12 protein-coding genes and 1 tRNA gene are annotated in these 12,511 nt (G+C 70.8%); 6 read left to right on the top strand and 7 right to left on the bottom strand.

Translation table 11 applies throughout. The features are described from left to right. The first annotated feature begins 59 nt into the window (after nt 1-59). Nucleotides 60-1,052: a magnesium/cobalt transporter CorA gene (gene corA / locus F0344_RS30015; protein ID WP_185301752.1), complete on the top strand. Its 993-nt coding sequence runs from the start codon at nt 60-62 to the stop codon at nt 1,050-1,052. 17 nt (nt 1,053-1,069) lie between these two features. On the opposite strand, the gene F0344_RS30010 is transcribed toward corA, so the two are convergent. After that, on the bottom strand, nt 1,070-1,855 hold the full coding sequence (locus F0344_RS30010) for a ferritin-like domain-containing protein (RefSeq protein WP_185301751.1): 786 nt from the start codon (nt 1,853-1,855) through the stop codon (nt 1,070-1,072). A gap of 179 nt (nt 1,856-2,034) precedes the next feature. Continuing rightward, nucleotides 2,035-3,084, bottom strand: a complete 1,050-nt coding sequence (locus F0344_RS30005; protein ID WP_185301750.1) for an LLM class F420-dependent oxidoreductase — start codon at nt 3,082-3,084, stop codon at nt 2,035-2,037. 143 nt (nt 3,085-3,227) lie between these two features. Here F0344_RS30005 and F0344_RS30000 point away from each other — a divergent pair, with 143 nt between their 5' ends. Both F0344_RS30000 and F0344_RS29995 read left to right on the top strand, forming a co-directional pair. Further along, the gene (locus F0344_RS30000) at nt 3,228-4,211 is read left to right on the top strand and encodes an aldo/keto reductase (RefSeq protein ID WP_185301749.1); all 984 of its coding nucleotides are present in this window, start codon (nt 3,228-3,230) and stop codon (nt 4,209-4,211) included. Further along, a complete protein-coding gene (locus F0344_RS29995) occupies nt 4,208-6,547 on the top strand; it encodes a helix-hairpin-helix domain-containing protein (protein ID WP_185301748.1) in 2,340 nt (779 codons plus the stop codon). Before F0344_RS30000 ends, F0344_RS29995 begins: the two co-directional genes overlap by 4 nt. A gap of 95 nt (nt 6,548-6,642) precedes the next feature. Here the strand turns inward: F0344_RS29995 and F0344_RS29990 are convergent, their stop codons facing one another. Then, the gene (locus tag F0344_RS29990) at nt 6,643-7,302 is read right to left on the bottom strand and encodes a hypothetical protein (protein WP_185301747.1); all 660 of its coding nucleotides are present in this window, start codon (nt 7,300-7,302) and stop codon (nt 6,643-6,645) included. Nucleotides 7,303-7,349: 47 nt separating this feature from the next. Between F0344_RS29990 and F0344_RS29985 the strand changes: the two genes are divergently transcribed. Continuing rightward, a complete protein-coding gene (locus F0344_RS29985; protein ID WP_185301746.1) occupies nt 7,350-7,538 on the top strand; it encodes a DUF5703 family protein in 189 nt (62 codons plus the stop codon). 69 nt (nt 7,539-7,607) lie between these two features. Here the strand turns inward: F0344_RS29985 and F0344_RS36600 are convergent, their stop codons facing one another. The 3 genes from F0344_RS36600 to F0344_RS29970 form a co-directional block, all read right to left on the bottom strand. Next, nucleotides 7,608-8,396, bottom strand: coding sequence for a chaplin (locus tag F0344_RS36600; RefSeq protein ID WP_185301745.1), 789 nt, complete (start codon nt 8,394-8,396; stop codon nt 7,608-7,610). A gap of 139 nt (nt 8,397-8,535) precedes the next feature. Next, on the bottom strand, nt 8,536-8,769 hold the full coding sequence (gene chpH / locus F0344_RS29975; protein ID WP_185301744.1) for a chaplin ChpH: 234 nt from the start codon (nt 8,767-8,769) through the stop codon (nt 8,536-8,538). Between the two features lie 186 nt (nt 8,770-8,955). After that, on the bottom strand, nt 8,956-10,320 hold the full coding sequence (locus F0344_RS29970; RefSeq protein ID WP_374940130.1) for a M20/M25/M40 family metallo-hydrolase: 1,365 nt from the start codon (nt 10,318-10,320) through the stop codon (nt 8,956-8,958). Nucleotides 10,321-10,464: 144 nt separating this feature from the next. Here F0344_RS29970 and F0344_RS29965 point away from each other — a divergent pair. Next, nucleotides 10,465-10,552 (top strand) — tRNA-Leu (locus F0344_RS29965). Here F0344_RS29965 and F0344_RS29960 read toward each other — a convergent pair. Then, nucleotides 10,531-11,289, bottom strand: coding sequence for a hypothetical protein (locus F0344_RS29960; protein WP_185301742.1), 759 nt, complete (start codon nt 11,287-11,289; stop codon nt 10,531-10,533). The genes F0344_RS29965 and F0344_RS29960 overlap by 22 nt on opposite strands. 139 nt (nt 11,290-11,428) lie before the next feature. Here F0344_RS29960 and F0344_RS29955 point away from each other — a divergent pair, with 139 nt between their 5' ends. Then, entirely contained in the window at nt 11,429-12,406 is a 978-nt protein-coding gene (locus F0344_RS29955) for a phosphotransferase family protein (protein ID WP_185301741.1), read from the top strand. The last annotated feature ends 105 nt before the right edge of the window (nt 12,407-12,511 follow it).

Here is a 12,511-nt window from a genome sequence, read left to right as displayed (position 1 = left end):
GCCAGCCTAAAGGGCGGGGCAAAGGTGCGGGGCCGTCGGCGGCAGGGAAGAATGCGCGCGTGATTGTCGACAGTGCCATCTACCGGGACGGGCGCCGTACCGAAGGCCCCGCCGATCTCTCCGACGCCCTGGACGAGGCGCGGGCGGCCGACGCAGGGGACGCGTTCCTCTGGGTCGGGCTGCACGAGCCGACGGAGAAGGAGTTCGACCTCGTCAGTACCCAGTTCGGTCTGCATCCGCTGGCGGTGGAGGACGCGCTGCGCGCCCACCAGCGGCCCAAGCTGGAGGTCTACGACGACTCGCTGTTCGTCGTCATCAAGCCGGTCGTGTACGAGCCGGAGAGCGACACGGTAAGCGCGGACGAGCTGATGGTCTTCATCGGTGACTCGTTCGTCGTCACGGTCAGACACGGCGAAAGTGCGCCGCTGGCGGCCGTACGTCACCGGCTGGAGGCCGAACCCGACGTACTCAAGCACGGTCCCACGGCCGTGCTGTACGCGGTCAGCGACGCGATCGTGGACCACTACATCGACGTCGGCGCCGAGTTGCAGGTCGACCTGGAGGAGCTGGAGGCCCAGGTGTTCGCGCCGAGCGGCACGGGCGACTCCACCAACTCCGCGGCCCGCATCTACACGTTCAAGCGCCAGGTACTCGAATTCCGCCGGGCTACCGGGCCGTTGACCTCTCCGATGACGCGTCTCGCGAGCGCCGGGGTGCCGTTCGTCCACGAGCACGCGCAGCCGTTCTTCCGGGACGTGAGCGATCACCTGACGCGCGTAAACGAGCTGGTGGAGGGGCTGGACCGGCTACTTTCGGACATACTCGCCGCCCATCTGGCGCAGATGGGGGTCAGGCAGAACGACGACATGCGGAAGATTTCGGCGTGGGCCGCCATGGCCGCTGTTCCGACCATGGTGGCGGGCGTCTACGGCATGAACTTCGCTCACATGCCGGAGCTGCACTGGGCGTGGACCTATCCTGCGGTGATCGCGCTGATGGGCTGTGCGGTGTTCGGCCTGCACCGCCTGTTCAAGCGCCGCGGCTGGCTCTGACCACCGTCCCGTACGGCTCAGGCGAACTCGGCCTGGGTCGCGGCGCCGCCCAACGCGTCCCGTCGGGCGGGCGGTTCCAGGGTCACCATGCGGCGCCAGCCGATCAGCCGCTCGTACGCGTACACGGCGTGGATGCCCGCGGCCAGCAGCGCCGACCTGGCCCGGGACCAGTGCAGGAGCACGCCCATGTGCGCCATCACGGCGAGGCTCACGTCCCGGTAGACCCGGATCTCGGCGTGGGCGCACTCCCGGAGGGTGTGCTGGATCGTGCGGCCGTGTCCGGCGCGGGCGAGCCGGAGCAGTTCCTCGTGGCAGTACGCGAGGTGGTTGTCCTCGTCGTTCGAGATCATCTTCACCGCGCGGCCGATCTCGGGGTGGCCGGCGAAGTACCTGAGCAGCAGGCGCATCTGCTCGGACGCGCGCTGCTCGGTCACCCGGCTGTGTGCCAGGTAGGTGATGATGTCCCGCTCCGAGAGCGGCTCGTCGCGCTTGAGCCGCTCGTGCGCGAGCCCGATGCCCTGCCGCTCCAGCAGCATCGTGTAGTCGGTGTCGGACGGCACCTCCACGGGGCTCAGTCCGCGCTTCTTCAGAAGCGCGCCGAAGATCCGGCCGTGCTTCTCCTCGTCGGCACCGTGCCGGACGATCTTGGGGGCGAGTCCGCGCCGGCTCGGGGGCACGAGCGCCGCGATCCGGCCGTTCTCCCAGCCGCCCTGGGTCTCACCGCTGGCAGCGATGGAGCAGAAGAGCCGGAACGACGCGTCGTCGTCGAGGATCTCCTGGAACAGGCTCTGTGCCGAAAGCATCACTGCCACCTCCGTATCGATGTCCGCAGAGGCAAAGTCAAATGCGGTACGGGTGAGTAGGCAACACGAGCGGCGCGTGACCGAACGGCGCGCGGCGCGTTGTTCCCGGTACGGCCGTGGCGGGGAAGACCCCCGAGCCCCCACCACGGCCGTAGTGCTGCCCTGGGCCGTCAGGGGAGCTACGCGAGGCCGGAACGCTCCAGGGCGTCCGTACCGGCGCGCAGGGCCGCGATCCGCTCGTCGAGTGTGAAGCCCGCCGGGGCGAGGGTCAGCGTGGTGACACCCGCGGCCGCGTACGCCTGCATCCGCTCGGCGATCCGCTCCACCGGACCGAGCAGTGTGGTCTGGTCGATGAGCTGGTGCGGTACGGCGGCGGCCGCGCCGCTCTTGTCGCCGGCCAGGTACTTGTCCTGGATCTCGGCGGCCTCCTTCTCGTACCCCATGCGCTGGGCGAGCTGGTTGTAGAAGTTCTGCTTACGGCTGCCCATGCCGCCGACGTACAGCGCGGTGTACGGCCGGAACATGTCGGCGAGGCCGTTGACGTCGTCACCGACGGCGAGCGGCAGCGTCGGGCAGACGTCGAAGCCCTCCATGGTCTTCCCTGCCTTCTCGCGACCGGCCCGCAGGTACCTGACGGCGGTGTCCTCGAGGTGGTCGGCGGACGGGAAGATCAGCAGCGCGCCGTCCGCGATCTCGCCGGTCTGCTCCAGGTTCTTCGGGCCGATGGCGGCGATGTAGAGCGGGATGTGCTCGCGCTCCGGGTGAACGGTGAGCTTGATGGGCTTGCCCGGACCGTCGGGCAGCGGGAGCGTCCAGTGCTCCCCCTCGTACGAGAGTCGCTCGCGGGACATGGCCCTGCGGACGATCTCGACGTACTCACGGGTGCGGGCCAGCGGCTTGTCGAACTTGACGCCGTACCAGCCCTCCGAGACCTGCGGGCCCGAGACTCCGAGGCCGAGCCGGAACCGGCCTCCCGAGAGCGAGTCGAGGGTGGCCGCGGTCATCGCGGTCATCGCGGGCTGCCTGGCAGGGATCTGCATGATCGCGGAGCCGATGTCGATGTTCTCGGTCCGGGCGGCGACCCAGGCGAGCACGGTGGGGGCGTCGGAGCCGTACGCCTCGGCCGCCCAGCAGACGTCGTAACCGAGCCGGTCGGCCTCCTGCGCGACGGCGAGGTTGTCACCGTCCATGCCCGCTCCCCAGTAACCGAGATTGATGCCGAGCCGCATGAACCGCTCCCATACTGATCAGTAACGTCCCTGTGCTCCGGACTCTAGCGCGCGGGGACCCGATGCGGCAGGGCCCCGGGCCGTCGTCGCGTTTGTACACAGGCCTCCACTGCATGGGGTGATGGCCAGTAATCTCAGCGCCCATGGAGCAGAGGCATCTCGGCCGCACCGGCCTTCGCGTGTCACGGATCGGGCTCGGCACCCTCACCTGGGGCCGGGACACCGACGAGCACGACGCCGCCGACCAGCTCAAGGCCTTCTGGGACGAGGGGGGAACACTGGTCGACACGGCCGATGTGTACGGCGGCGGGGAGGCCGAATACCTGCTCGGACGCTTCGTCGACAGCCTCGTGCCCCGGCGGGATCTGGTCATCGCCACGAAGGCGGGAAGCGTCCCCGATCCGTACCGCCGTTTCGACGGATCGCGCGGTCATCTGCTCGCCGCGCTCGACGCCTCGCTCGAACGGCTCGGTACGGACTACGTCGACCTGTGGCAGATCCACGCCTTCGATCCGGTGACCCCGCTCGAAGAGACGCTCCAGGCGGTGGACCTGGCGGTGTCCTCGGGCCGCGTCCGGTACGCGGGGGTGTCGAACTTCTGCGGCTGGCAGCTCGCCAAGGCTGCCACCTGGCAGCTCTCGGCGCCCGGTGTGCGCACCCGGCTGGCGAGTACGCAGATGGAGTACTCGCTGCTGCAGCGGGGCGTCGAACGGGAGGTGCTGCCGGCCGCGCTCGACCTGGGGATCGGGCTGCTCCCGTCCTCCCCCCTGGGACGTGGCGTGCTGACGGGGAAGTACCGGACGGGCACGCCTTCGGGCTCCCGGGCCGCCTCGGAGCATCTGGCCCCGTTCGTCGAGCCGTATCTCGACGACGCGGCGAGCCGCATCGTGGACGCGGTGGCCACGGCCGCCGAGGGCCTCTCCACCACCGCCCTTCATGTGGCGCTCGCGTGGGTGCGGGACCGTCCTGGAGTGGTGGCCCCGATCATCGGCGCGCGCAACGCGCAGCAGCTCACGGAGGCTTTGTCAGTGGAGGCGCTTAGTCTTCCTGACGAGATCTGCCAGGCGCTCGACGACGTGTCGGCGCCCGTGCACCGCTATCCCGACCAGGACTGGAGCACGCTGTGACTGCGCTTCCCCGGGGGGAAACCCCAGGCCCCTCGGCCGAAGACACCGAGGACGACGGCATCGCCGCCGTCGGCCACTCGGCCGCTGATGTCCCGACCGATGTCCCGACCGATGTCGCCACCGATGTCCCCACCGAGATTCCGAGCGAGGAGCCGGGCGATCAGTCCGGCGCGGACGACGCGCCCACGGCAGAGACCGGTGAGACCAGTGAGACCGGTGACGCCGGTGACGCCGGTGAGACCGCTGCGGAGGGAGCTGGTGAGGCCGCGACACCCGCGCTCTCCGAGGCCGAGGCCGAGCTCGCCGCCCAGCGCGAGCTGCACGAGCGCATCGAGCAGCGCAAGGCCGAGAAGGAAGGCCCCATCCCGGCCGGCACGAAACTGAGCGGCACCGCGGCGGACCTCCTGGCCGCCGTACGGGCCGTCGAGAGCGGTGAGAAGGCCGGCACGGCGTTCTACGACTCCCCCGCTTCTCCCCCCGAGCCCCGCCGCGCCGTACACCCGGCCACATCCGCGCCCGCACGGCCGCGGACGCCCGAAGCGTCCCGCACCACTCAAGGAACGTCGCCCGAGGCCACGGCCGCGGCGCTGGCGGTGCTCACCGAGGGGAGCGCGCCCGAGGCGCTGGCACGCCCGGCGGCCGAGGCGCTCGGCGAACAGGCCGCGGACGTCCTGCGCGCCGACCCCTGGCGGCTGCTGGCCGTGCCGGGGATCCGCCCCGAGCAGGCCGACGGATTCGCCCGTGCCCTGCTCGGAGCCGGGTGCGGACCCGACGACGAGCGGCGTACCGCCGCGCTCGTCGGCTGGCTGCTGGAGCGTGCGGCGCTCCAGGGCCATACCGCGCTGGACGCCTCGGCGGTACGCGCTGCGCTCGTCGAACGGGCGGTGGCCGACCCGGACGCGGCCGTGGAGCACGCCGTCGCCGAGGGCGTCGTCCTCGTCTTCCAGGACGGCCTGGACCCCACCGCGTCCGCCGACCCGGACCGGCAGGAGGAAGAGGACGGCCAGGACGGCCAGGAGGGGGCACCGGCCACGGAGGACGCCGTCGCCGAGGAGCCGGTGAAGGTGCTCCTCGGACTCGACCGGTACGCCCTCGCCGAGGAGAGCCTCGCCGACGGCCTGGCACGTTTGCTGAACGCCTGTGAGAAGGGGGCCGACTGGTCGCGGGCCGCGTCCGCCGCCCCCTCCCCCTCGGCTGCCGAGCTCATCCGTACGGTCGCCACCGGCGGCCTGGTCGTCCACTCGGGCGGCGAGGCCGCGCGGGCCGAACCCGCGGCGCTGATCGCGGCGGCGAACGGCCTGGGAATCCGCGCCGTCGGGGCCACCCACAGCGTCGGCGGCCGGCAGCGGCTCGCCACGGCGGTGGGTGATCCGCAGACCGCGGTCACCCTCTCCGGGCTGCTCTCCGGCACGGAGGGCCCCGGCCGGGACGCGGAGGGTGCGCTGGCGCTCGATCTGCTGGTGGTGCTCGATGCCCCGCAGCTGGACGTGGAGACCGCCGCGATCCTGGTGGAGTCCCTCGCCGACGGCACCCGGCTGGTGCTGAGCGGCGATCCCGGGGTGCTGGGTTCCGCCGGAGCCGGGCGGGTGTTCGCGGACGTGCTGGCGTCCCGGGCGTGCCCGCAGGTCGTGTCCCGCACCCCCGACCCCGGCCCGATCGGCGAGCTGGTCTCCGGTATCGGCATCGGTGAACTGACCCAGGTCGAGGCACCCGGCAAGGAGGTCGTGATCGTTCCCGTGCGCGACGCGGGCGAGGCGGTCCACCGGACCGTGCAGCTGGTGGCCGACTCCGTGCCCCGGGCCATCGGCGTGCCCTCGGCCGACACCCAGGTGATCACCGTGGGCCACGGTGGCTCGGCGGGCACCGGAGCGCTGAACACGGCGCTGAAGCAGCGGCTCAACCCCGGCCCCGGGCGGTTCGGCGGTTTCGATCCGGGCGACCGCGTCGTGCATGTTCCCGCACCCGGCCGTGCCGTGCCCGGTTCGGTCGTCTCGGCCGACGCCGAGGGCCTCCACCTGGACTGTGCGGGCACCGCGGTCGTCGTACCCCAGGACCGGGTCGAAGCGTCCGTGCGGCACAGCTGGGCGCTCAGCGCGCATCAGGCGGCCGGGATGCGCTGGCCCGCCGTGGTCGTCGTACTGCCCGGCGACGCCGCACAGGCGCTGAGCAGGCCGTGGGTGTACACCGCCTTCAGCCGCGCCGAGCGCCACCTGTCCGTCGTCCACGGTGTGGACCAGGCTCTCCCCCGTGCGGTGGCCGAGGTCCCCGCCCAGGAGCGCACGACCCGGCTGCGGCCCCTCCTGGAGGCACTGCCGACCCCGGACGCCGCGTCCTAGCCCCGCGCAGCGCCCGGGCCCGGGCCCGGACAGCCCTGTGGCCCCGGTGCGTCGCACCGGGGCCACAGTCATCACTCACACCGTGCCGGGAGAGGTCAGGAACTGTCGGCCGTCAGCTGCTCAAGATCCTCGTCCTGCTCTTCCTCGTCGAAGACCGAACTGACGTCGAACCGGCAGACCACCAGCTGCGGATCGGCCTGGTCGAAGGGGGCGCCCAGCCACTCCCCCGGCTCGGGCAGCTCGTCGGCGGCGGCGACCCAGAGCGTGGAGTCGCCCTCCTCCAGACCGAACTCCTTGTGCCGCGAGGCGATCTCGTCCGCCTCGTACTCCCCGAAGATCACCCCGAGCGCGGCATGCACACTCGTACCGACCACCGCGGCGGCTTCCCTGCCGCGCTCGTCGGGATCGAGGTCCGCGAGCCGCTGCGCCTGCGCGAGCAGCCGCGGCGGCTCCACCACGGCGTAGTCCCGCCGGATCAGCACGCTCAGCGCATGAGGTTCCTCCGGACCCGCGTACGGAGGCAGCGAGTCGTCAGCACCGGGAATCTCGAAAGGAGTGACCTCGTCGTGACGGTCGTAGAGCAGCTCGTCGTAGACCTCGGCCGCGGCGGCCAGTTCGTTGAAGGCTTCGTAGACGAGGGGATCGTCGTCCCCGCTACGGCGTTCGACCGCGTCGAGGTGACGGTCGAGCGCGGCTTTGACCGCTTCGGCGGCGGCACGTACCTCGGCAGCGGTGGGCTGCGCAGCATCAGACATAGTGCAGACGCTATCCGTACACGGGCTCTGCCCGCACAATAGATGCGATGCCGGAATACGAATTTGTCGACGTGTACGTGCCTCGCGGGGTGTCCCGCAAGGAAGCGACTCGCCTGCTCACCGACCATGCCGAGTACGGACACTGGGAGTTGGACCGACTCACGCTGCGCCTCGACGGCAGCCGCAGGGTGCGGTTGCGGCGACGGATCATCCGCCAGCTCCGGGCCACCTGGTGAAGGGAGCGGGCCGTGCGGCATCGCACGGCCCGCTCCCTTCACCCCTCCCGCGCGGACGCCGCCGCGCGGTTACGCGGCGCTGCGGGAGCGGCGGTAGAGCACGGTGCCCGCGCCCGCGAGCAGCAGGCCCGCGCCCGCCGGGATCAGCAGGTCGAGCCCGCCCGCCCCGGTCTGTGCGAGCTGCTCCTCGGGGAAGAGCTGGGGCTCCGGAGCGTTCGGCTCGGAGGGCCCGTTCACGGGCGGGTGCACCGGGTCGGCCGGCTTGCCCGGAGTGGTGGGCGTCTCCGGGTGCTCGGTCGGCGGGATCACCTCCGCGTCGTTGCCGCAGTCGTTGCCGAAGACCGGGTTGAGCAGTCCCCCGATGGTGACGCTGTTGCCGCAGACGTTCACGGGAATGTCGACCGGGACCGCGACGTGGTTGCCGGAGCCGACACCCGGCGAGCCCGTGGCCTGACCCACGGCCGTGGCCGCGGGGGCACGGTGGCGACCGGTCCCCGGGGTGCCCGGCTCCGCCTCGTCGTACCCACCCGTGCCGGGGTCTTCCGCGGGGCGGCCGCCTGAGTTGTCGCCCCCCGGCGCGTTCTCGTACGGTCCGGCGTCCTGCCCGGTGTCCGCCGATCCGTTTCCGCAGTCGTTCCCGGCCGCGGGGTTGAGCAGTCCGCCGACGCTCACGGAGTTGCCGCACACATTGACCGGTACGTCGATCGGGATCTGGACGGAATTCCCTGACAGCACCCCCGGGGAATTCGACGCGGAGCCGGCCGCTCCCGCGTCGGCGTGCGCGTAACCGCCACTCAGCACGAGCACTCCGCCCGCCGCTGCCATGGTGATCAGGCCCTTACGTGTGACCTGTCGCATAGGTTCGATTCCTGCCTTCTGCCTTCCGAAATACCCCCGGACGCGACCGTGCGAGGGCCGAATGCCCAGCGGCCCCGGAGTGCATGGCGCGCACTCCGGGGCCGACCGAACTCAAACCCTTACGGGTTGACGATCAACGTCAGGCGTTGACGCAGGTGTTGCCGAAGGCGGGGTTCAGCAGCCCGATCACGGAGACGGTGTTCCCACACACGTTCACCGGGACGTGGATCGGGACCTGGACGACGTTGCCCGAGAGCACGCCGGGGCTGCCGATGGCAGCACCCTGGGCGCCCGAGTCAGCAGTGGCCATACCCGCACCAGCGAGCACGAGACCACCGGTAGCGGCCGCGATGGCGGCAACCTTCTTGATCATTATTCCTCCTAGTTGGCAATGCGGTCCCAGCCGCGGACCGCATCACTTGTAACGAGGAGAGGGGGGCGGGGCTACGAGCACAGGCCCGCTTTCACTCTTTCTGGCTATGTACGCACACCCGGACGAATATCCGTCCGTGTCTTCAGGAGTTGCCTCTTCGGAGTCGTCGCTTCAGGAGTCGTCTCGTCACGAGTGGCCGATGAAGCGGTCGAGCACACGCACGCCGAACTTCAGCCCGTCGACCGGAACGCGCTCGTCCACGCCGTGGAACATGCCCGCGAAGTCCAGCTCGGGCGGCAGCTTCAGCGGAGCGAACCCGAAGCCGCGGATGCCCAGATCGTCGAAGGACTTCGCGTCGGTGCCGGCCGACAGCATGTACGGCACGGCGCGCGCGATCGGGTCCTCGGCCACCAGTGCAGTCTGCATCGCGTCGACGAGCGCGCCGTCGAAGGTGGTCTCCAGGGCCTTGTCCGCGTGCACGTCCTCGCGCTTCACGCGGGGGCCGAGAATCCGGTCGAGGTCGGCGAGGAACTCCTCCTCGTACCCCGGGAGGTACCGCCCGTCGACGTGCGCGGTCGCCTGCCCCGGAATGACGTTGACCTTGTAGCCCGCACCGAGCTGGGTCGGGTTGGCGGTGTTCTGGAGCGAGGCTCCGATGAGCTTGGAGATGCCGCCCAGCTTGGCAAGCGTCTCGTCCATGTTCTCGGGGTCGAGCTCGGTGCCCAGGGCGTCCGAGAGCTCGTCCAGGAAGTGCCGCAGGGTCTTGGTCACCCGCACGGGGAACTTGTGGCGGCCGAGACGCCCGACGGCCTCGCTCAGCTCCGTGATGGCGTTGTCCTTGTGGATCATCGAACCGTGACCGGCGGTGCCGTCCACGGTCAGCTTCATCCAGTGCATGCCCTTCTGGGCCGTCTCCACGAGGTAGAGCCGCAGCTTCTCGTTGACGGTGAAGGAGAACCCGCCGACCTCGCTGATGGCCTCGGTGACGCCTTCGAACAGTCCGGGGTGCTTGTCGACGAGGAACCGGGCTCCGTACGTGCCGCCCGCCTCCTCGTCCGCGAGGAAGGCCAGCACGATGTCGCGCGGGGGCTTGCGGCCGCTGCGCATCCGGTCGCGGACGACCGCGAGGGTCATCGCGTCCATGTCCTTCATGTCGACCGCGCCGCGGCCCCACACGCAGCCGTCCGCGATCTCTCCCGAGAAGGGGTCGTGCGTCCAGTCGGCGGCGTTGGCCGGGACCACGTCGGTGTGCCCGTGGATGAGCAGCGCGGGCCTGGACCGGTCCTCACCCTCGATCCGGGCCACGGTGGAGGCGCGGCCCTTGTGGGATTCGAAGATCTGCGGTTCGAGCCCGACCTCGGCGAGCTTCTCCGCGACGTACTCGGCGGCGAGCCGCTCCCCCGGTCCCGAGTGGTCCCCGTAGTTGCTGGTGTCGATCCGGATCAGGTCACGGCAGAGGTCCACGACCTCGTCCTCGCCGGAGACGGTCCGCGCCGTGTTGGTCTCGCTCACGCTGCTTCCTTCCACTGTCGCTGTGGTGCTCCCCCTCATCCTCCCGCGCCGCCGCCGTGCACCCAAGGGCGCCCGCCCTGCGCCGTCCGCCCGTCGCACCGCCCCTGGCGTGATCGAGCACCCCCGAATGTTTGCTATGGTTTTCCACGTCGGAACGGGCCGGGCCCGTGAGACAGACACCTTGTCCGGGTGGCGGAATGGCAGACGCGCTAGCTTGAGGTGCTAGTGCCCTTTATCGGGCGTGGGGGTTCAAGTCCCCCCTCGGACACCAGCAGGACGAATGGCCGGTGAGCTTCCCAGCTCACCGGCCATTTGTCGTTCATCAGCGGACAGCTCACCCTGCGACGAGCCCCTGGGTGCGGAGTTCAGCCAGGACCAGGGGGGCGTACTCGGTGGCCCCGCGCGTGGAGGTGTGGGTGTTGGCGCGCTTCTCGAGTCCGGGTTGTCGAGGAAGGACTGCGAACCCTCGCCCGAATCGGCGTGGTTGGCGACGGTCAGCCGGCCGGTCAGGTGCCGGGGAAGCTGCTGCCCCCAGCCGGAGTAGAAGGCGCCGGGCTGGTCGCAGACGGCGGAGTCGCCCGCCAGGAGGATCCTGGGCGTACGGACCGGGGTGACGCGGAGCGCGTCGAGCTGCGGGGCCGTGCCGCCGAAGGTGAGATCGAGGCCGGGGCTGCCGGTGGCTCCGGTCGGCTCACCCTCCGGGTCGCGCACGTCCACGGTGAAGCTGCGGCGTACGGTCCCGCCGGGGGCGCTCGGGGTCTCGGCGAGCACGGTTCTGCGCGTCTCGGCGGTGACGCCCGTCGAACCGGCCTCCGCGTCGCCGCCGAGCAGGACCGAGACACGGTAGGTGCCGGGGGCGACGTCCAAGTGGCAGACGAGCGGCGCGCTGCCCGTGCAGTGACCGAGCCCCGTCGGGTCATCTCCGGCCCGTGCGGGGGCCGCGGTCAAAGCGGTCAGGGCGGCGGCCGTGGTGCAGGCGGCCAGCAGAATGGTTGCGGCTCGACGCATGGGGACTCTTTGGCCGGGCGTCGGCTGGAACAGGAGGCCGGCCGCTCCCTGCGGACACGGCCGCCGCCGTACGCCGCGACACTGTTGGCGCATTCGGTTCACCGGATGCGTTCGCCGGGAGACGGATAACCTGCCCCCCATGGGCGAGGGGACCGAGGGCGTCGGCGTGGATCCTGACAGTCAGGGCTGGGGTGCCACGCGCTCCTGGGTGGAGGAGGGGCTGCCCGAGGCGGAGCGCATCGAAGAGGTTGTGCCGCTGCGCGGCGGCTGGACGTCGGAGATGCGCCGCCTGGATCTCCGCGGTCCGGGTGGTCGGCGCTCGCTCGTCCTGCGGTCCTTCGTGAAGCCTTTTTTCGTCCGGCACGCGGAGGGCCTGCTGACCCGTGAGGCGACCATCCTGCGCCTGCTCGGTGACACGGACGTGCCCGCGGCCACGCTCGCGGCGGTGGATGCTACGGCGCGGTACTGCGATCACCCTTCCTTGCTGATGTCCCTGCTGCCGGGGACCGTACACCTGGGCGATCAGGGTGCCGCTGACCGCGCCGAACTGCTGGCGCGGCAGCTGGTGCGCATCCATCGATTGCCGGTGACCGCGCAGCAACGGCCTCGCGCCTATCAGGCCTGGGCCTCTCCCGAGCGAGTGACTCCGCCCGCAGCGACAGAGCGGCCTGAGCTCTGGCAGCGCGCGGTCGACGTCATCCGCCGCGAGCCCCCGGCCTATCAGGGCTGCTTTCTGCACCGGGACTTCCATCCCGGCAACGTCCTCTTCACAGGTACCGATAATGATCTTCAGATCAGTGGGGTCGTCGACTGGGTGGAGACCTCTTGGGGACCGGCCGACCTGGACGTGGCTCACTGCTCGACGGCCCTCGCCCTGCTGCACGGGGTTCCCGCGGGCATGCGCTTCGCCGATCGCTACGTCGCTGCGGGAGGAACCGTGACCGAAGACGGCACCGCCCATCTCTTCTGGCGACTGCTGGACGCGCTGGGTTTCGCGCCGGACGCGGAGAAGGTCGCTGTTCCCTGGCGCGAACTGGGCCGCGTCGATCTGACCGCCGGTGTCCTGACTCAAAGGCTGGAGGGATACATTGAATCCCTTTTCGACCGCTATGCCTGAACCGTCGTAGGTGGGATGAACGCGTGCGAGCAGGAGTTCTACGCGGTGGGCCGGAGCGCTGCCAGGTGGGACGTGTGCGCGTCCGGGCCCGTGGGGAAATAATCC

The sequence above is a fragment of the Streptomyces finlayi genome (genome assembly GCF_014216315.1).
Classification (GTDB): Bacteria; Actinomycetota; Actinomycetes; order Streptomycetales; family Streptomycetaceae; genus Streptomyces; species Streptomyces finlayi_A.
This window is presented reverse-complemented; position numbering and strand designations above follow the sequence as displayed.

Excerpts from the sequence above, each read along its gene's own strand:
- chpH (WP_185301744.1), bottom strand. The coding sequence starts at position 8,769 with ATGATCAAGAAGGTTGCCGCCATCGCGGCCGCTACCGGTGGTCTCGTG.
- F0344_RS29955 (WP_185301741.1), top strand. The coding sequence starts at position 11,429 with ATGGGCGAGGGGACCGAGGGCGTCGGCGTGGATCCTGACAGTCAGGGC.
- F0344_RS29960 (WP_185301742.1), bottom strand. The coding sequence starts at position 11,289 with ATGCGTCGAGCCGCAACCATTCTGCTGGCCGCCTGCACCACGGCCGCC.
- F0344_RS29985 (WP_185301746.1), top strand. The coding sequence starts at position 7,350 with ATGCCGGAATACGAATTTGTCGACGTGTACGTGCCTCGCGGGGTGTCC.
- F0344_RS30010 (WP_185301751.1), bottom strand. The coding sequence starts at position 1,855 with ATGCTTTCGGCACAGAGCCTGTTCCAGGAGATCCTCGACGACGACGCG.
- F0344_RS29970 (WP_374940130.1), bottom strand. The coding sequence starts at position 10,320 with ATGAGGGGGAGCACCACAGCGACAGTGGAAGGAAGCAGCGTGAGCGAG.
- F0344_RS30000 (WP_185301749.1), top strand. The coding sequence starts at position 3,228 with ATGGAGCAGAGGCATCTCGGCCGCACCGGCCTTCGCGTGTCACGGATC.
- F0344_RS30005 (WP_185301750.1), bottom strand. The coding sequence starts at position 3,084 with ATGCGGCTCGGCATCAATCTCGGTTACTGGGGAGCGGGCATGGACGGT.
- F0344_RS29990 (WP_185301747.1), bottom strand. The coding sequence starts at position 7,302 with ATGTCTGATGCTGCGCAGCCCACCGCTGCCGAGGTACGTGCCGCCGCC.
- F0344_RS36600 (WP_185301745.1), bottom strand. The coding sequence starts at position 8,396 with ATGCGACAGGTCACACGTAAGGGCCTGATCACCATGGCAGCGGCGGGC.